Here is a 19,239-nt window from a genome sequence, read left to right as displayed (position 1 = left end):
GACCCGGCCGACAGTTCGCGCAGACAAGGCGCTCGCCATGGACGCGACCCTCGCGATGATGACGTCCGCCGATCAGGCGGCGGCCGCCTCTTCGTCGCCGCTGAACAGGAGCGTTATCGGGGCCGGCCGGCCGAGCAGATAGCCCTGTGCCTCGTCGCAGCCTTCCGCCTGCAGGATATCGAGCTGCGTCTGCGTCTCGACGCCCTCGGCAAGGACCGGCACCGACAGGCTCTGTCCGAGCGCCAGGATGGCGCGGACGATCGCCTTGGCCTGCGGGCTGCCCTCCACTTCCCACATGAAGCTCTTGTCGAGCTTGATCTTGTCGAAGGGGAAGGAGCGGAGCGTTTCAAGCGACGAGTACCCGGTGCCGAAATCGTCGATCGCGATCGTCACGCCGAGCTCCTTGATCTGACGCAGGGTCAGCAGGGCGCGCTCCTTGTCGTCGATGATCGTCGACTCCGTGATCTCAAGCTCCAACCGGTTCGGATTGAGCCCGGTCTCGGCAAGCACGTCCTGCACCAGGCTGACGATATCGCCATTGGCGAGCTGGACCGGCGACAGGTTGACCGCGATCTTGTGGTTGCTCTCCCAGCCAGCCGCCTCGCGGCAGGCTTCGCGCAGCACCCACTCGCCGATCGGCAGGATTGCACCGCACTCTTCGGCGAGTGGAATGAATTCGCTGGGCGGCACCATGCCGCGTTCGGGATGATGCCAGCGCAGGAGCACCTCGTAGCCGATGACGACGCCGGTCATCACCGACTTCTGCACCTGGTAGTGCAGAGCAAGCTGCTTCTTGTCGACGGAATCCCAGAGATCGTTGGCAAGTGCGCGCCGCTGGCGGGCAGCCTCGTCCATCGAAACCTCGTAGAAGCAGACGGTCTGGTTGAGCGCGGCCTTCGCCCGGTACATCGCAAGGTCGGCATTGTTGATCAGCGTATCGGCCGTTTCCGCATCCTGCGGGTAGATGGCGACGCCCATGCTGCCGCCGGACTTCAGCTCGAAATCGCCGAAGCGCATTTCCTCGTGCAAGCTCTTCTCGATCCGCCGCAGGAAGTCGTTGAGTTCGGCCAGTTCCTCGAAGCGTTTGACCGCGGCGAACTCGTCGCCGCCGAGGCGCGCCACGAACTCGCCTTCCTGCAACAGGCCCTTCACGCGCTGGGCAATCGTCACCAGCACGAAATCGCCGGCGGCATGACCGTGCAGGTCGTTGACTTCCTTGAATTTGTTGAGGTCGATGCCGATGACGGCAACCTTGCGGTTGAACCAGGCGGCCGCATCCAGTTCCTCTTCGAGGTAGCTGCTGAACTGCAACCGGTTCGGCAGGCCCGTCAGGCTGTCGTGACGCGCAAGGAAGGTGATCTGTTCCTCGGTATCCAGGCGCTCGGTAATGTCTTCATAGGTGCTGACCCAGCCACCATCGGGCAGCGTGCGGTGCTTGGTCAGGATCGAGCGGCCGTTGGCGAGCTTCTCGACGATATCGCCACCGCCCTTGCCGACCATTTCGATCCGGTGTTTCTGATAGAGTTCCTCGGCCTTGGCTCGCGCAATTTCGGGCTCGGCGTAAATGCGGGCGAAGACGATATCGACGATCTCGCGGAAGGTCAGGCCTTTGCCGGCAAGCGTTTCGGAGAAGCCGAAGATCTCGCGGCAGCGTCGGTTCGACAGGAGCAGCCGGTCATCGCTATCGAACAGGCAGATACCCTGCGACATGTTCTCGAGCGCGACATCGAGGTTGTTGCTGACCTCGGCAATGCGATCGGCATCGGCCTTCGCCTTGGTGGTGTCCTTGACGATCTTGATGAAGCCGGCGTGCTTGCCCTCCTCGTCCAAGAACGGATCGATCACCACATGCGCCCAGAAGCGAGAGCCGTCCTTGCGATAGCGCCAACCCTCGTTCTCAAACTTGCCCTCGACCATGGCAACCTCAAGCGCGCGGCGCGGCAGGCCATCGCGCTGATCGTCGTCCGAATAGAAGCAGGCGAAATTCTTGCCGATGATTTCCTCGGCGGCATAACCCTTGTTGGCCTCGGCGCCGGCATTCCAGCTCGCCACGCGGCCATCGACGTCGAGCATGTAGATCGCGTAGTCCTTCACGCTGCGGACGAAGCGCGTGAACTCCCGTTCGGTTGCGGCGGCGGAGAGCTCGGCATGATGGGCAAAGCCGGCGGCAACCAGCACCAGGGACAGAAGGAAGAAGGCGGTTCCGGCAATGACGAAGGCGAGCAAGTGCGGCTGGATCATGCCTTCATAGGTCGGGGTGATGAGACCGACTTCGATCGTCACGGCGCCCATGGCGGTGAAGTGCAGCGCGACGATGCCGAGCGTCATCAGGAGCGTCGCGATGATCTTCGCCTTCAGCGGCTTGCCCATACAGGCAATCGTGCCGAGTGCGCCGATGTCGAACAGCGAGCCGAGCACGATCGACGCGACAACGAGCGTGGCGTCCCAGCGCAGGTTGCCGGGAACATCGAGGGCCGCCATGCCGAGGAAATGCATGCAGGCAACACCGGCGCCGAGCACCAGGCCGCCGGCAATCCACGCCTGCCGATCCTGCACGCAGGTCGCGATCAGCAGCGCCGTCGTGGTCAGCACGATCGCAACGGCCAACGACAGGGCCGTCAGGTCCGTCTGGTAGCCAAGGACGACCCCGGGGTCGTAGGCAAGCATGGCGATGAAGTGGGTGGCCCAGATGCCGAAGCCGCTGGCAATGCCTGCAGCCACCGCCCAGATCGTCCGCGCCTTGCCGGAAGATCCACGCGCGCGCTGCAACAGCGCCACCGCGCCGTAGCTGGACAGGAAGCATATGAGCGCCGCCAACGCGACCAGCTTCGGATTATGCTCCACCACGAGGCATGTAAGAACCTTGAACATCGCAATCGCCTAAATCAACAACCGCCGGGGGAAACGAGACCTTTCGCCTCCAGTTAAGCGGCCTGTGTTGACGTCAGGTGATTTAAGGAAATGATAAATCGTCGCTCCGGCGCACAGTTGCGTGGCAAAACAGTCGTTTCGTCGTTAACGAAATTTGAAATCGGACCGCCTGCAAGTTGCAGCAGGTGGAAAGCGCGGCCAGGCGCGGTCCCGCTCAGGGCTGGGATAGCAGCGCCTTGAGGTCCGATTGCGGATCGGCAATGACGGCCCGGTCGGGATTGATGCCGGTTTCCAAGAGTTTCTTGCCCGTCACATAGGCCTTGGCGTCATTGATCGCATCGACCGCCACGAAGCGTCCCTGCCTAAAGTACCAGACGGACACACTGCCCTCGCGCTGACCGGGCCTGACGATGGTTTCGTCATGACCGAGTCCAAAGCCGGCGATCTGCAGCTTGACGTCGTACTGGTCGGACCAGAACCAGGGCTTGGGTTCGTAGGGGTGTTCGCTACCGGCGAGGATTGCCGCAACGGCCTCGGCCTGCTCGACGGCGTTCTGCACCGATTCCAGCCGGATGCGCAGGTCCTCCCAGGGAAGCACGGCACAATCGCCCATAGCGAAAATCGCCGGGTCGGCAGTTCGCCCGAAGGCATCGACGACGATGCCGCCGGCGGCTTCGAGGCCGGCATCATGCGCCAGGCGGTCATTGGCGGTGACACCGATCCCGACAATGACGACGTCGACCGGCAAGGTGGACCCGTCGGAAAGTTCCGCTGCGGTCACCCGCCCGCTTTCGCCGACGAGACGATTGAGGCCGGTCCCCTCGCGGATATCGACGCCGCGGGCGTTGTGAATATCGCGCACCAGGCCGGATGTCGCCGACGAGGCAACGCGCTGCAGGATGCGGTCGGCCATCTCGATGACCGTGACCTCGAGCCCGCAGGTCCGGGCGACCGCCGCCGCTTCAAGACCGATATAACCGCCGCCGACGACCAGGGCGCGACGGCCGGGCTTCATTTCCTCGGCAAGGCGATCCGCATCCCGGAAGTCGCGCACGACGAACACGCCCTCGAGATCCCCGCCGACGGAAGCCGGCAACCGGCGCGGCGTGGCGCCGGTCGCAAAGGCGAGCACCTCGTATTCGAGCGAGGTCCCGTCGCTGAGCGTCACGCGCTTGCCGGCGCGATCAAGGCCGGTCACGGTCGTCTCGAGCCGTATGTCGACATTGTGCTCGCCGTACCAGGCCTCCGGCCGATAGAGCAGCCGGTCGAGGCTCATCTCGCGCAACAGGTATTTCTTGGAAAGCGGTGGGCGTTGATAGGGCAGGCTCGCTTCGGAGGCGACGATGGTGATCGGCCGCTCGTCCTTGAGGGCACGCAGCTTGGCAACCAGGGCAAAGGCGGCCTGACCGCCACCGACAACTACAAGCCTTCCCGACACGCTTCTCACCTGCTTCTTATTCGTCTGTACAGCAAGGCCTAGCCTTGCGCCCGAGCTTCGTCAACTCAGGCACAGGGCTGTCGTGAATGCTATTCCTTGCGCGGCACTTCCATGCCCTTTAGAGCCGCCGGGCGCGACAGACCGCGCTCGACCCAGGCCATCACGTTCGGGAAGCTCTTGTAATCCAGGACCTCGGCGCCGCCATAGAACCTGCGAGCGCCTTCGACCCAGGGGTAGGTGGCGATGTCGGCGATCGTGTAATCGTCATCCATCAGCCATTGCCGCCCCTCAAGACGCGCTTCCAGCACACCGAGAAGGCGCTTCGCTTCGTCACGGTAGCGCTCGACGGGATAGGAATTGTTGGCAACCTTGTCGGCAGCGAACTTGAAGAAATGGCCGAACTGACCGAGCATCGGGCCAATGCCGCCCATCTGGAACATCACCCAGCTGATCGTCTGGTAGCGAGCGGCCGCGTCGGCCGGCAGCAGCTTGCCGGTCTTTTCCGCCAGATAGATGAGGATCGCGCCGGACTCGAAGAGACCGATCGGCTTTCCATCCGGGCCATTGGGATCGATGATCGCCGGGATGCGGCCATTCGGATTGAGCGAGACGAACTCCGGCGATTTCTGCTCGTTGGCATCGAAGGCGACCCTGTGAGGCTCGTAGGCGAGACCCAGCTCTTCGAGTGCGATCGAGACCTTCACGCCGTTTGGCGTCGGCAGCGAATAAAGTTGGATAATATCCGGGTTTTTCGCCGGCCAGCGCTTGGTGATCGGAAAGGCGGAAAGATCGGCCATGAAGGTCTCCTGGAAACGAAGCGGCAAGGGCGCCGTCTGCACGCCTTACATAGGAGCGGAGGGCGCGCTTTGTGAGGGCCCTACTTTAATTTTTGCAGTCCGCGAGGCCAGCGAGATAGCCGAAGGCTCCGCCCTGCCCCGTTCGCAGCGTCAAAGCACGCCGCGAACCGCCGCAATAACCCGTGCCACGACCGGATCGCCGTCATGCGCCGATTTACGCGCCCGCACTAGGCAGGCCTCGGAACGCAGGATCACGCCGTCCGTCAGGATCTTCAGATGGTTCGCCTTCAGCGTCGAGCCGGTCGAGGTGATATCGACGATGATGTCGGCCGAGCCGGACGCCGGCGCGCCTTCGGTCGCACCGAGGCTTTCAACGATGCGATAGAGCTGGATGCCGTGGCTTCCCGAGAAATGGTTCTGCGTCAGCCGCCAGTACTTGGTCGCGATCGCCAGGCGGCGGCCATGGCGGGCACGAAAGTCGGCGGCAACGTCGCCGAGATCGGCCATGGTGTCGACGTCGTACCAGATCTCCGGCACTGCGACGACGACATCGGCATGACCGAAGCCGAGACGGGCGCAGAACTCGACGCGGGCATCGGCATTGGCGAGCCCCTCGCGCACCAGGTCTTCGCCGGTGACGCCGAAATCGATCGAGCCGTTGCCGAGTTCCCGCGAGATCTCGGAGGCCGACAGGAACGCGATCTCCACATCATCAGAACCTTCGACCCGGCCGCGATAGGAGCGATCGTTGCCGACGGCGACGATCTTCATTCCGGCCCGTTCGAAGATCGCCGAGGCGTCATCCTTCATCCGGCCTTTGGACGGCAGCGCGATGGTGATGGTCATTGAACGCCTCCCTGGGAGGTAATCGCCTTTTCGATGCGGTCGAGCCAGAGCGAGAACCCGACGGCGGGAATGTGTTCGCGGGCGCCGAGCAGCGTCAGCAGCCGGTCAAAGCGACCTCCGCCGGCCAGAACTGCCTGAATGCCGGCGACTTCGACCTCGAAGACGAGGCCTGTGTAATAGTCGAGCGGACGACCGAAGGCCGCGCGGTAGCGGATCGCGCCGATGTCGGCACCGGCCGCGGAAAGTGCTGCGACACGGGCATCGAAGCGGGCGAGCGCCTCATCGAGCTTGAGGCCGGACTTCTGCGCGAAGGCGAAGAGTGCCGCCGGAGCATCGGCGAGCGGAACGTCGAGCGCCAGGAACGCGCCAACCTGGTCCAGCGTCTTGCGATCGAGCTGCGTGTTCGCCAGCTCCATCTTTTCCTTCAGCCGCCGGGCGATGTCCTGCGGCGAGCGGCTGGCATTGGTGGAGTAGCCGGTCGATTCCATCGTTTCGGCGATATGGGCGATGAGGCGGGCTTCATCCTCAAGCAATCCGTCCATCGACAGGCGCACGACCTCGGGACCGAAGACACCGACCGTCCGCGGATGAGCGAGTTCGGTGAGCAGCTTCTGCAGGTGCTTCTGGTCGCCAAAGGCATGGATCAGCCGCTTCTGCCAGCCGGCCGGCAGGCCGCAGGCGCCGACGACGGCTTCGAACACCGCCTGGTCACCGAGCGTCACGTTGAGACCCCGGCCCGGCAAGCGGTTGGCAACGACACGCATCGCGTCACCGACAATGCGTGCATCGGCTGTGGCGATATCCGTATCGCCGAGATCCTCGATGCCGGCCTGGTAAAATTCGTTGCCGCCCTCGCGGCGCTGGCGGAAGACCTCGCCGAGATAGGCGTAGCGCTTCGGCGTGCCGGTCACCGTCTCGATGTGGCGCAGGCAGACGGGAATGGTGAATTCCGGGCGCAGGCAGAGGCTCTCGCCGGTCTCGCTCTCGGTCATGAAGATACGGCGGCGCAGATCCTCGCCGGCCATGGCGAGGAAGGGTTCGGCCGGCTGGATCACCGGTGTGTCGACACGCAGCGTGGCGAGGCTTTCGAAGTCGGCAAGCAGATCGTCGGCGAAGGCAGGCAGATTGATGAGGGCCATGATCGTCAGCCCCTTGCCCGATCCTCGGCCTGCGCCGCCAGCATTTCGCGTACCTTTTCGACCAGCTCGGCCACAGGCACGGAAACCTGGGCCACGCGCGCCTCGCGCCAGGCCGCATTGTCCTCGATCTCGCCCGACAGGCGCTTGCCCTCGATCAGGTCCTTGATCTGCACGAGACCGGCGGCGCGTTCGTCGCCACCCTGGATGATCGCCAGCGGCGAGCCGCGGCGGTCGGCATATTTCAGCTGATCGCCAAAATTCTTCTTGTTGCCCTGATACATTTCGGCGCGGATGCCGGCATGGCGCAACTGCTGCACGAAGCGCTGGTAGTGGCCCATGCTCTCGATGTCGCGGTCCATGACACAGACGACGACCGGGGCGAGCACTTCCGACGCGCCGAGCTTGCCGAGGTTCTTGAGCGCCGTCATCAGACGGGAAACGCCGATCGAGAAACCGGTGGCCGGCACCGGCTGGCCCATGAAGCGCGAGACGAGGCCATCATAGCGGCCGCCACCGCCAACCGAACCGAAGACGACCTTCTCGCCCTTCTCGTTGGTGACGGCAAACTGCAACTCGGCCTCGAAAACCGGGCCGGTATAGTATTCAAGACCACGCACGACCGAGGGGTCGATCTTGATGCGGTCAGCCTCGTAGCCGACGCTCAGCACCAGACTGCGGATGGTGTTCAGTTCTTCGACGCCTTCGCCGCCCTTCGACGTTCCCGCAACGAGGGCCGCGAGCTCGGCAGCGCTTTCGGCGTAGTCCTTGATGCCGACGAAGAAGAGCACCTTGTCGATCTGTTCGCCGTTGAGGCCCGCGCCCTTGGTGAAGTCGCCGCTCTCATCCTTGCGGCCTTCGCCGAGCAGGAGCCGCACGCCTTCGGTGCCGAACTTGTCAAGCTTGTCGATGGCGCGCAGCACCGTCAGGCGCGCGTTCGCCTTGTCGTCACCGCCAAGACCGATCGCCTCCATGACGCCGTCGAGCACCTTGCGGTTATTGACGCGGATCACGTAGTCGCCGCGCGCGATGCCGAGGGCTTCCATGGTGTCGGCCATCATCATGCACATTTCCGCATCCGCCTGGACGCCGGCGGCACCGACCGTATCGGCGTCGAACTGCATGAACTGGCGGAAGCGGCCCGGGCCCGGCTTCTCATTGCGGAAGACGTAGCCGGCACGGTAGGTGCGGAACGGAAGCTGGATCTCATTGAAGTTTTCGGCAACGTGACGGGCGAGCGGCGCCGTCAGGTCGTAGCGCAGCGACATCCACTGGTCGTCGTCGTCCGTCAGCGAGAAGACGCCTTCGTTCGGCCGGTCGCTGTCCGGCAGGAACTTGCCGAGCGCATCAGTATATTCGAACAGCGGCGTTTCGACCGGATCGAAACCATAATGCTCGTAGACAGCCCGGATCTTGCCGATCATTTCGTCGGTCGCACGGATATCGGCGGCGGAGCGATCGACAAAGCCGCGCGGAAGGCGCGCCTTGAGCTTCTGCGGTTTCTTCTGTTTCTCGGTCATGGGAGCATTCCGGACTGTCAGCGTGTTGGCTGCTTTCCCTATCGGATCAAGTGGGGGGCGGCAAGGGTTTGGACCGCGCAAAGCGCGCGTTGCGCCGGTCGTAGCAAGCGATGCGGGGTACTCGGCGCGAGACGAAGCTGGAGCCGGCTGTCTCGACGTATCGATCGGATCGGGTTGACTTCAACCATAAGGCGCATTAAATCGCCCGCAATCACTAAAAGTTTATCACCCGATCGATCGCCGACGTTTCGATCATGGAGATCATCGGCTAATTTCGGTCCGGAGCATTACCCGCAGGTCACTCCGGATGCAATGAGAGCATCGGACCCAATACCCCAACGGCAAAATGGAACGGCGAACCATTTCATCGGGAATGGCGGATTTCTGCGGAGACGTCTCGCGGTCGGCGCGAAGAGAGGGATGGGCATCATGTTGAGATTCAGGACACCTGGCTGCGGGACGATCCGGCCCGGACATCTGGGCGCACATCACAATTGGATGCGGGGCCTCGACGAGGGGACCTACCTCATCGAAGCCTGGCGCTGCGATCTCGCGACCGGCATTTTCCAGCTCGGCCAAAATACCGCCGCCTTGCTCGGCATCTCCGCTCCTTCCTGCGGCATCATCGATCTGGTTCGCGCCTATGACCGCAAGGATCGCCCAACCGTGCTCAACATACTCGAACAGGCGACCGCCTCGTCATCCTCGTTCTGCTTTACCGCCATGGTGCGCGCGCCGACATCGCAAGCGGCGCAGCTTATCTGCGTCGGTCGGTCCGTGCTCGATACGCCAACCGGCGAGGAACTGCTGCAAGGCGTCTTCGCCTTTCCGCGCGAGCGCGTGATGCTCTGCGCTTGAGCGCAAAGCTTGAAACCGCGGACACTTTTCCCTGGGTTAAAGCAGCTCTATGAAGCGCCTCGCTGGCGCTCCCTCACCGGGAAACGCCCATCGCCAAGCTGACGACGGGCGCATCAATCAGGCCACGCGAGCCCTGGGTCTTGCGAGCTTGCCACGCAGTTCCTCGACAACCACGCGGCAATGGCAGCCTTCGATGTGATCGTTGACGAGGCCCATGGCCTGCATGAAGGCGTAGATCGTCGTCGGGCCGACGAAGGTCCAGCCGCGCTTCTTCAGGTCCTTGGAAATCCGCGTCGAGGTCGGGGTCGTAGGATTGGCAACGATCGCCTCGTAGGTCACCTGTTTCGGGCGCTCTTCCGCGGCGGGTTCATAGGACCAGAAATAGCCCGCGAGCGAACCGAACTCCTGCCTGAGCTCCTGGGCGCGGCGCGCATTGTTGATGGTCGAGACAATCTTGCCGCGGTGGCGCACGATGCCCGTGTCTGCCAGGCAGCGCTCGATATCCGTCTCATCGAATGTCGCGACCTTATCGAAATCGAAACCGGAAAAGGCCGCGCGGAACGCCTCGCGCTTGCGCAGGATCGTCAGCCATGACAGGCCGGACTGGAACCCTTCGAGGCAGATCTTCTCGAACAGGCGGCGATCGTCGGTGACCGGACGGCCCCATTCGTCGTCATGATAGCGACGGTAGTCGTCGAGATTGCCCTGCCAGGCGCAGCGCTGAAGTCCGTCCTCGCCGATCACTATGCCCTTGACCGTCATCGCTTACCTCGCTCCATCCCGTTCATTTCCCTGCCTTTACCATTTGCAAACCAGATTCCTAAAGCGGCGGATAACCCTACCCAAAGCTTTATCGGCGCCTTCGCCTTTTAATGAAGCGCCGTTTACCATTCGGTGGCCCCCCGGTGACACGATCGCGCCATTGCCAAGGCGCATACCCCCCCGCTCGAGCGTCCGGTTCTTCGGCTGTCTGCGCCCCCTTGATGAATTTCGGCGAAAGGTAGCGAGTCCGTCCGATGTTGAAAAAATCCCTTCTTTTAGCAGTCTCCCTGCTGACCCTCGTCGCCGCTCCCGCCGTGGCGCAGGATCGGTATCAGAACCGGCCTCCGGTGGTCGTCAGCCCCGACCTCACCGCCCCCTGGGTAATGCAGCTCGGCGGGCAGCAGGCCCGCACGCGGCAGGTCATCTACCGGCAGCAGATTCCGGCAGCCACCCGAAAACAGTATTATCAGGGACAGGTCGCACAGCCGCAGGTCAAGCGCCGCACCATCAACCCGCTGATCCAGCCGGCCAACGCCATGCGCGCCCAGCGGCCGGTCAAGTCGAAATTCGACCCGCAATACCTGCCGCAGACGGTCGCCTATGAGAGCAAGGAAAAGCCGGGCACGATCGTCATCGATACGAACAACCGCTTTCTCTATCTGGTGACTGGCAACGGCGAGGCACGGCGCTATGGCGTCGGCGTCGGCAAGCCGGGGTTCGAATGGGCAGGCGCCCACAAGGTCACCCGCAAGGCGGAGTGGCCGAGCTGGACGCCGCCGCAGGAGATGATCAGCCGCGAGGCCTCCAAGGGCCACTACCTGCCGGCGCGCATGGACGGCGGCCCGGAAAACCCGCTTGGCGCGCGCGCCATGTATCTCGGCTCGACGCTCTATCGAATCCACGGCACCAATGCGCCCTGGACGATTGGCTATGCCGTTTCCTCCGGCTGCATCCGCATGCGCAATGAAGACGTCGTCGACCTTTACGAGCGCGTGAAGGTGGGCACGAAGGTTATCGTCATATAATTGGAGCATAGCATAGAATATTCCCTCCCCCTCGCACGTTTTGCTATTGCCTATGCGTGATTTTCAGGCAACAGCAGCATGAACAGATATAAGTTCGGCGGTCCGCCGGCTGTATGGCAGGCTTGAACTTCGGCGCATTTTGCTTAGCCTGCCTGCAACGAGGGTTAGAGGGAATCGTATATGAAGCGTCATGCCAGCAAAGTGGTCGCGATCGCCATCGCGACCAGCACTATTCTTGCCGCCGCCAGCGCCTCGGCTTTCACGCCGACGCCGGCCACAGGCCCTAAGGTCAAATCATCAGACGTTGTACTCGTGGCCACGCCGAAGAAGCCGGCAAAGCAATACTGGCGCACCAAGGTTCGCTTCCGCACCGACGAAGCCCCCGGCACGATCATCGTCGATACCAACAACAAGTATCTTTACTACATCGACGGCCCGAACCGCGCGACGCGCTACGGCATCGGTGTCGGCCGCGACGGCTTCGGCTGGTCGGGTGTCGTGAAGGTTGGCCGCAAGGCCGAATGGCCGACCTGGACACCGCCGGCGGAGATGCGCCAGCGCGAGGCTGCCAAGGGCCGCATCCTGCCGGTCACCCAGGAAGGCGGCATCGACAACCCGCTCGGCGCCCGCGCCATGTATCTCTACAAGGGCGGCCGCGACACGATCTTCCGGATCCATGGCACCAACCAGCCCTGGACCATCGGCCAGAACATGTCATCCGGATGCATCCGCATGATGAACGACGACGTGGAACACCTCTACGACCGGGCCGACATCGGCACCAAGGTCATCGTCATCGGCCCCGGCAGCAAAGCCGGCGACACCTATTTCGACGATCGCGGCGTCGACATCTTCCGCCAGATCTTCGGCGGCTGACGGTCATCGACCATGCACAGTTTGAAAGGCCGGTTCCTCACGGAGCCGGCCTTTTGCCTGTCCATCAGAGCCCCTTGGGCTTTGCTCCACCATAGGCCCAGTCGAGCAGTTCGACCGTATGCAGGATGGGGATCGCAGTGCCGCTGGCGATCTGGGTAATGCAGCCGATATTGCCGGTCGCGATCGCATCCGGCTTCGTCGCCTCGATGTTCTTGACCTTGCGCGCCTTCAGTTTCGCCGAGATTTCCGGCTGCAGGATGTTGTAGGTGCCGGCCGAACCGCAGCAGAGGTGGCCTTCGGCCGGATCGCGGACGACGAAGCCAGCACGCTTCAAAAGCTGCTTCGGCGCCACGGTGATCTTCTGGCCATGCTGCATGGAGCAGGCGGAATGATAGGCAAGCGTCATGCCCCTCGCATCCTGTTCCGGCAGGTCTAGCGTAGACAGGTACTCGGTGATGTCTTTTGCCAGCGCCGAGACACGTGCCGCCTTTTCCGCATACTCAGGATCGAGCCGCAGCATGTGGCCGTAGTCCTTGATCGTCGTTCCGCAGCCCGAAGCGGTGACGACGATGGCATCGAGCCCGCCCTCGTCTGCGACCTTCAGCCAGGCGTCGACGTTGCGGCGCGCCGCCTCAAGCGCCTGGTTCTCGCGGCCCATGTGGTGCACCAGGGCGCCGCAACAGCCTTCGCCGGCCGAAACAACCACCTCGACACCAAAGCGCGTCAAAAGACGGATCGTCGCCTCGTTGATCTCCGGCTTTAGCACCGGCTGCGCGCATCCGGACAGGAGCGCGACACGACCGACACGTTTTCCCTGCGCCGTGTGGACGCCGGGCACGGCGGAAGTGGAGGGCTGCGGCACGGCGCTTGGCGCGAGATCGAGCATGACGCCGAAGGTCTTCAGCAACGGCATGCGCTTCATCATCCCTGCGAAGGGCCGGGCAAGGCCGACCGCCTTCAGCGACAGGCGGAAGCGCGCGGGATAGGGCAGCACCGCCGCCAGCACGGAACGCGCCAATCTATCCCTAAACGGGCGCCGATAGGTGTTTTCGATGTGGACGCGCGCATGGTCGACCAGATGCATGTAGTCGACGCCGGAGGGACAGGTGGTTGCGCAGGCGAGACAGGAGAGACAGCGGTCAATGTGGGTGACCGTTTCCTTGTCGGCCGCCCTGCCGTTTTCCAGCATGTCCTTGATGAGATAGATGCGCCCGCGCGGACTATCGAGTTCGTCGCCGAGCGTCACATAGGTCGGACAGGTGGCGGTGCAGAAGCCGCAGTGCACGCATTTGCGCAGGATGGCCTCGGATTCGGCCACATGCGGGTCGGCAAGCTGCGCGGGGGTAAAATTGGTCTGCAAACGCGAACTCCACTTTCCGGTTCCGCGGTAACGGGCACTTGCGACGTGCTTCGGTCACCGCGGCATTCTCATTTCAGCATCCTTCGACCGGACCCGGTTTCCGGGTTTGCGCCGTGGTCTACACCATCCAGCTTTCGGGATTGGTGATCGGCTCCTGGCGCGCGGCCCGTTGCAGGCCGACGACGCAGCGCACGACGATCCAGACGGCGGTGGCGATGAAACCGAGAACGCCGATCAACAGCACCGTCAGCAGCAACGATATTACGCCGAACAACAGGGCGATCCAAAAGGTCCGGATCGCCCATTCATAGTGCGTCTGGACCCACGGCGCACCCTTGCCGCGATTGAGATAGGCCATCACCACGCCGATGATCGGAGTGATCCCCACCGCAAAGCCCACGAGATAAAGGACATAGATCACCTGGACATTGATCTTGCCCGGCTCCAGCCAGCGATCAGTCTCGCGGGAAAACGGTGTCTGCGGACCATTATCGCTCATCAACTCCTCCCATGTTCACCGCCGTCGCCTCAGGAGACCGCAGCCATGCGGCCCGGATTGAAGATCCGGTGCGGGTCGAACTTCGCGCGGACGCGCTCGCTCAATTGTGCCACGGCCAAGGGTTGTGGTTCAAACGATGGAATGGCGGCACGATAACCTTCTTCGGCCCTGACCAGCGTTGCATGTCCGCCACCGAGAACCTTGATATAGCGACGCACGAGTTCCGCTTCTGGGTCGGCCTCCATGCGCAGCCAGACGAGACCGCCCTGCCAGTCATAGAAGGCATCGACGCCGGTCTGCAACCGGAGCGCCGCCACCAATTGATGGCCGAGCGACGGGGCGACGGAGACGCGCCAGAGCGGCTTCCTGGTGCCGTCGGCATAGGGTTTGACGTCGCGGATCTCGGCCCAGAGCTGCCGAGTCTGCGGCGCATCGAGCCGGGTCACCGCACCGAAGCGGCCGACCGCGTTCGTCAGTTTTTCAGCCCGGAGCGCAACCGATGCCTCCAGTCCTTCGAGCCGTAGTACCGTCGCGGCGCCGTCCGGAAGCCCGCCATCCAGGAACCGCCCACGCACGCTCTCCGGCAGATGTGCGGCACCCGAAACCTCCACCGTCTGCGCCATCGCCTCGGCCATGACCGCCGCGGCTTCGGCATCGTTGAGCCCGGAGACCACAATGGTCTCAGACGCTGGCGGCAGCGGCAGGACGCGGAAGGTGACTTCGGTGAGGATGCCGAGCGTGCCGTGCGAGCCGGCCAAAAGCTTGACCAGATCCAGGCCGGTGACGTTCTTCATCACCCGTCCGCCGGCCTTGATTGCCTCCCCCTCACCGTTGACGAAGCGAACGCCGAGCAGGCTGTCGCGGGCGGCACCGGCGACATAGCGCCTGGGGCCGGACACGTTGGCGGCGAAGACCCCGCCGATCGTCGGCTCGCCCGACGCGGCGAAAATCGGCCGATGGTCCATCGGTTCGAAGGCAAGCATCTGCCGGTTTTCCGCCAGTGCCTCTTCGATCGCGCGCAGCGGCGTCCCCGAAAGCGCGGTGATCGTCATCTCGGCCGGATTGTAGCTGACGATGCCGGACAAGCGGCGCGTCGACAGTACCCGGTCGGCACGCACGGGATTGCCAAGACCCGAGCGCGTGTTGCCGCCGATCACCGCGAGCGAAGCCCTATCGGCCGCCATCGCGCGAACGACGGTCGCAATCCCCTCTTCGCTTGCCGGTTCGAAATGCACGATCATGCGGCGGGACGCCCTTCGAGCGGGAAGACCTTGGACGGGTTCAGGATCCATTGCGGATCGAAGGCGGCCCGTGCCGCCATCTGCTGGTCGAGGTCGATCCGGTTGTACTGGTGCAGCATGAGGTCCCGCTTTTCGATGCCCACGCCGTGCTCGCCCGTCAGGCAACCGCCGGCGTCAACACAGAGCTTGAGGATATCGTTGCCGGCGGCTTCGGCGCGCGCCGCATCCTCCGGGTCGTTGATGTTGTAGAGGATCAGCGGATGCATGTTGCCGTCGCCGGCGTGGAAGACATTGGCGACGCGCAGGCCGTAGCTCGCAACGATCTCACCGGTGCGACGCAGCACATGCGAAAGCTGGCTGAGCGGCACCGTACCGTCCATGCAGATATAATCGGCGATGCGGCCGGTGGCACCGAAGGCGGATTTCCGGCCTTTCCAGATCGCAGCCGCTTCCATGGCCGACTGGCACTCCTTGATCGTCGCCACCCCATGACGGCGCGCGACCGCAACGATACCGGCAAGCGTCGCATCCATTTCCGGCTCGGAGCCTTCGACTTCGACGATCAGCAACGCTTCGACATCGAGCGGATAGCCGGCATGGGCGAAGGCTTCGCAGATCTCGATCGCCGGCTTGTCCATGAACTCGATCGCGACGGGGATGATACCGGAGCCGATGACATCGGCGACGCAAGCGCCGGCCGCTTCGGAAGAGGCAAAGCCGAAGAGCACGGGACGAGCGCCCTCCGGCTTGGCAATCAGTCGCACTGTCGCCTCAGTAACGATGCTGAGCTGCCCCTCGGAACCGCAGACGAGGCCGAGCAGATCGTAGCCCGCCGAATCCAGCCCCTTGCCGCCGAGCTCTATGACCGTGCCATCGAACAGCACCATCTTCACGCCGAGCAGATTGTTGGTGGTGACGCCGTATTTCAGGCAATGGGCGCCGCCGGAATTCATGCCGATGTTGCCGCCGATCGTGCAGGCAAGCTGCGAACTCGGGTCCGGCGCGTAGAAGAAGCCGTCAGCTGAAACCGCCTCGGAAATATTGAGATTGGTGACGCCTGCCTGGACGGTGGCAGTGCGATTGAAGACGTCGATATCGAGTATGCGCGACATCTTCGAAAGGCCGATGACGACCGCATCCTCCTGCGGGATGGCACCGCCCGAAAGCGAGGTTCCAGCGCCGCGCGGCACGACCGGGATGCCATAGCGGCTGCAATATTTGAGAAGGGCTGCGACCTGCTCGGTCGTCTCCGGCAGCGCGACGGCAAGCGGCACGCGACGATAGGCGATAAAGGCATCGGTCTCAAACGGCTTCAGCCCGCGCTCGTCGCTGATCAGACAGCCCTCGGGCAACAGGTCGGCGAGATCGGCGACGATCTCGCCGCGCCGGGCGATAACAGCCTGTTTCGGTTGCAGAAAACCGATCGTCTCCGCCATCAGTTTCTCCCGCCGCATGTCAATTGGTCTATTTTCTTTACCACTAGGCTAGAGTCCCTGCAAATGCTATTGAGCTTTTCCGTTTTGGAAACAATGGCAACGATTGATGACGAATTTAGGCGATCTTGAGATTTTTGCACGGGTCGTTTCCACCGGCAGCATGTCGGCAGCGGGGCGGGCGCTGGGGTTTTCCCCAGCTGTGATCTCCAAACGCATCAAGAGGCTCGAAGATCGCCTCGGAACGCGGCTTCTGCAGCGCACGACACGCCAGATCTCTCTGACCGAAGCCGGCCAGGGGTTCTACGATCGCGTACTCGGCATTCTCTCGGGCATCGAGGAGGCCGAGGCCTATGCCTCCGGACGCTCGTCGCATGCGCTCGGCGTGCTCAGAATCTCAGCGCCCACCTCCTTCGGCCGGATGCACATCGCGCCGCACCTGACGAAGTTCATGAAGGACCATCCGGAACTGAAACTGCACATCGTGCTGACGGACGAATTCACGGATATCGTCGCGGACGGCTTCGACATGGCGGTCAGGATCGGCGAATTGGTGGATTCGTCCCTGGTCGCACGGAAACTTGCGCCCGTCCGCCGGCTGCTCTGCGCCTCGCCGGAATACATTGCCCGCAATGGTGCGCCGACGGAAATTGGCGACCTCGCAGACCATCTCTGCCTGCCGGCGCACAACAACGACAACTGGAAGCTTGAAGGGCCGGAAGGCGCGCTGGTCTGGCACCCGGAGGGGCCGCTCGTGACCAATTCCTCCGAGATCGTGCGCGCCGCCGTCATCGCCGGCGCGGGCATTGCGCTGCGCTCCACCTGGGACATCGGCCCGGAATTGCGCAGCGGCCAGCTGGTACAGGTGCTGCCGCAATGGGAGGGTTCGAAGCAACTGACGCTCTCGGCCGTTTACCCGAGCCGGCAGTTCCTGCCGGCCAAGGTGCGCCTTTTCATCGACTACCTGGCCGGGCTTTACGGGCCGATCCCCTATTGGGAGCAGTAGTTTTGTTTCTGGCAACTCCGGACGCAAAACCGCTGCACACTTTGCTGGAATTGCTTGTTTCTCGCAATTCCCGACGCAAAACCGCTGCACACTTTTGTTGGAATTGCTTGTTTCTCGCAATTCCCGACGCAAAACCGCTGCACACTTTTGTTGGAATTGCTTACTTGTGCTCACCTTCCTCGTGATGGCGGCGGATGCGGCGCACGATCAGCCAGACGCCGGCAACGGCGAAGGGAACGGCAAGGCCAGTCAAGAGGCCCGGATCGATCGGCAGCTCGTGGCTGACGGCCTTGGCGAGATAGCCGAACAGGCCAACGACGTAGTAGGAAATGGCGGCGACCGACAGGCCTTCGACGGTCTGCTGCAGGCGTAGCTGCAGCTTGGCGCGCCGGTCCATCGAGTTCAAAAGCGCGCTGTTCTGCCGTTCGAGCTCAACATCGACCCAGCTTCTGAGAAGAGCGGTGGCGCGGGCGAGCTTGCGCGACAGGTTGGCCTGGCGCTCCTCGACCGACTGGCAGGTGCGCATCGCCGGCGCGAGGCGTCGTTCGAGGAAGGTACCGATGGTCTCGTAGCCCGGAAGCGGCGTCTCGGAGAGCGTGCGAATGCGCTCCTGCACGATGCCGTAATAGGCGCGGCTGGCGCCGAAGCGATAGAGGCTGAGCGCGGCACCCGCCTCGAGGTCGGCGGCAAGCCGGGTAATCTCGGCCAGCATGTCGTCGGCCTCCTCGCGCACATTTTCCTTCATGCGCTGGGTGATTCCGGTCAAGCCATCCTCGGTCCGGCGGATCTCCGGCGACAGCGACTGGGCGAGCGGCAGGCCCATCATCGCCAGTGTCCGGTAGGTCTCGATATCGAGCAGGCGCTGAATGAGCGCGCCGGTGCCTGCCTCGGTCATGCCACGGTCGATAACCAGTATCTGGGTCAGGCCGTCGCCGTTCTGGCGGAAGTCGGTGACGATTACCGCCTGGCCGTTCTTGGTTTCGCTGTAGCAGAGGCTCGTCGGATCGAAGAGCCCGATCGCGTCACGGGTTTCGGGCGTGTCCGGCCGGATCTCCAGGCGGATGCCCGAGATCAGCGAGCCCGGCGGCGAAAAGCCGTCGCCGAAGGGATGGATCGGCACCTCGCCGCCGAACTGCTCCGGCGGCGGCGCATCCCAGAAGTAGGTGGAGAACTCGGTGTGACGCTCCCAACGCAACGTGCCCTGCCCCCAGGGCATTGCATGATGGTTCGCGTCCCGCCCCGGCGGTGCGATGCCGCGTGCGCGCGACAGCTCCGACAACACGGCATGATCGACGATCGAGCCGCCATCCGTCAGGAAGGCGAGCTGAAAGATCACCCGCGGCGTGGTGACCAGCGCATAGGGGCGCGAATGAACCTCGCCCAAGGCCAAGGCGCGCATCGGCGCCACCGGAAATGCAAAACTACCCTTTGCCATGAAGCGCTCTTGTCCCCCTCACGCGTTCATCACGACTCTCTTATCAATCGAACGAGCAAAAGAAAAAGGACGCATTGCCGCAGTTTGACTTTTGTCAGCCGCACAAAGTGGACAAGCAAATTGACCACTTGCCGCC

At 63.3% G+C, this 19,239-nt stretch carries 16 protein-coding genes; 4 read left to right on the top strand and 12 right to left on the bottom strand.

Going from position 1 to position 19,239, the window contains the following annotated elements; translation table 11 throughout:
- Nucleotides 1-72: 72 nt before the first annotated feature.
- The 6 genes from ACN9MO_RS02205 to hisS all read right to left on the bottom strand — a co-directional run bounded on the left by ACN9MO_RS02205 (nt 73) and on the right by hisS (nt 8,608).
- Complete coding sequence (locus tag ACN9MO_RS02205; protein WP_113133203.1) at nt 73-2,871, bottom strand: EAL domain-containing protein; 2,799 nt, start codon at nt 2,869-2,871, stop codon at nt 73-75.
- 214 nt (nt 2,872-3,085) lie between these two features.
- On the bottom strand, nt 3,086-4,309 hold the full coding sequence (locus ACN9MO_RS02200) for an FAD-dependent oxidoreductase (protein WP_113133204.1): 1,224 nt from the start codon (nt 4,307-4,309) through the stop codon (nt 3,086-3,088).
- A gap of 89 nt (nt 4,310-4,398) precedes the next feature.
- The gene (locus ACN9MO_RS02195; protein WP_113133205.1) at nt 4,399-5,106 is read right to left on the bottom strand and encodes a glutathione binding-like protein; all 708 of its coding nucleotides are present in this window, start codon (nt 5,104-5,106) and stop codon (nt 4,399-4,401) included.
- A gap of 150 nt (nt 5,107-5,256) precedes the next feature.
- A complete protein-coding gene (gene hisG, locus ACN9MO_RS02190; protein ID WP_112994556.1) occupies nt 5,257-5,952 on the bottom strand; it encodes an ATP phosphoribosyltransferase in 696 nt (231 codons plus the stop codon).
- A complete protein-coding gene (locus ACN9MO_RS02185) occupies nt 5,949-7,091 on the bottom strand; it encodes an ATP phosphoribosyltransferase regulatory subunit (protein WP_113133206.1) in 1,143 nt (380 codons plus the stop codon). The genes hisG and ACN9MO_RS02185 overlap by 4 nt, the downstream gene beginning before the upstream one ends.
- A 5-nt stretch (nt 7,092-7,096) precedes the next feature.
- Complete coding sequence (hisS, locus tag ACN9MO_RS02180; protein ID WP_113133207.1) at nt 7,097-8,608, bottom strand: histidine--tRNA ligase; 1,512 nt, start codon at nt 8,606-8,608, stop codon at nt 7,097-7,099.
- Nucleotides 8,609-9,037: 429 nt separating this feature from the next.
- On the opposite strand from hisS, the gene ACN9MO_RS02175 reads away from it, so the two are divergent.
- On the top strand, nt 9,038-9,466 hold the full coding sequence (locus ACN9MO_RS02175) for a hypothetical protein (protein ID WP_113133253.1): 429 nt from the start codon (nt 9,038-9,040) through the stop codon (nt 9,464-9,466).
- 117 nt (nt 9,467-9,583) lie between these two features.
- Here the strand turns inward: ACN9MO_RS02175 and ACN9MO_RS02170 are convergent, their stop codons facing one another.
- The gene (locus tag ACN9MO_RS02170) at nt 9,584-10,228 is read right to left on the bottom strand and encodes a DNA-3-methyladenine glycosylase I (protein WP_058325435.1); all 645 of its coding nucleotides are present in this window, start codon (nt 10,226-10,228) and stop codon (nt 9,584-9,586) included.
- 254 nt (nt 10,229-10,482) lie between these two features.
- On the opposite strand from ACN9MO_RS02170, the gene ACN9MO_RS02165 reads away from it, so the two are divergent.
- Nucleotides 10,483-11,253 carry a L,D-transpeptidase gene (locus ACN9MO_RS02165; protein WP_093232012.1) on the top strand — a complete coding sequence of 257 codons (771 nt, stop codon included), beginning with the start codon at nt 10,483-10,485 and terminating at the stop codon, nt 11,251-11,253.
- Between the two features lie 180 nt (nt 11,254-11,433).
- Nucleotides 11,434-12,129: a L,D-transpeptidase gene (locus ACN9MO_RS02160; RefSeq protein ID WP_093232011.1), complete on the top strand. Its 696-nt coding sequence runs from the start codon at nt 11,434-11,436 to the stop codon at nt 12,127-12,129.
- Between the two features lie 64 nt (nt 12,130-12,193).
- Here ACN9MO_RS02160 and glcF read toward each other — a convergent pair whose 3' ends face one another.
- From glcF to ACN9MO_RS02140, 4 genes are all read right to left on the bottom strand, one after another.
- Nucleotides 12,194-13,489, bottom strand: a complete 1,296-nt coding sequence (gene glcF / locus ACN9MO_RS02155; RefSeq protein WP_113133208.1) for a glycolate oxidase subunit GlcF — start codon at nt 13,487-13,489, stop codon at nt 12,194-12,196.
- A gap of 118 nt (nt 13,490-13,607) precedes the next feature.
- Complete coding sequence (locus tag ACN9MO_RS02150) at nt 13,608-13,988, bottom strand: DUF4870 family protein (RefSeq protein ID WP_057250898.1); 381 nt, start codon at nt 13,986-13,988, stop codon at nt 13,608-13,610.
- 29 nt (nt 13,989-14,017) lie between these two features.
- Complete coding sequence (gene glcE, locus ACN9MO_RS02145) at nt 14,018-15,229, bottom strand: glycolate oxidase subunit GlcE (protein WP_113133209.1); 1,212 nt, start codon at nt 15,227-15,229, stop codon at nt 14,018-14,020.
- On the bottom strand, nt 15,226-16,665 hold the full coding sequence (locus tag ACN9MO_RS02140; protein WP_113133210.1) for an FAD-linked oxidase C-terminal domain-containing protein: 1,440 nt from the start codon (nt 16,663-16,665) through the stop codon (nt 15,226-15,228). The genes glcE and ACN9MO_RS02140 overlap by 4 nt, the downstream gene beginning before the upstream one ends.
- 106 nt (nt 16,666-16,771) lie before the next feature.
- On the opposite strand from ACN9MO_RS02140, the gene ACN9MO_RS02135 reads away from it, so the two are divergent.
- Nucleotides 16,772-17,668 carry a LysR family transcriptional regulator gene (locus ACN9MO_RS02135; protein WP_113133211.1) on the top strand — a complete coding sequence of 299 codons (897 nt, stop codon included), beginning with the start codon at nt 16,772-16,774 and terminating at the stop codon, nt 17,666-17,668.
- Between the two features lie 160 nt (nt 17,669-17,828).
- On the opposite strand, the gene ACN9MO_RS02130 is transcribed toward ACN9MO_RS02135, so the two are convergent.
- A complete protein-coding gene (locus ACN9MO_RS02130; protein ID WP_057250905.1) occupies nt 17,829-19,103 on the bottom strand; it encodes a DUF3422 family protein in 1,275 nt (424 codons plus the stop codon).
- Nucleotides 19,104-19,239: the final 136 nt, after the last annotated feature.

Origin of the sequence: Ensifer sp. R-19 (assembly GCF_049905105.1) — a bacterium.
GTDB lineage: Bacteria > Pseudomonadota > Alphaproteobacteria > Rhizobiales > Rhizobiaceae > Ensifer.
Note: the sequence above shows the minus strand (reverse complement) of the source record. Positions and strands in the feature narration are given on the sequence as shown.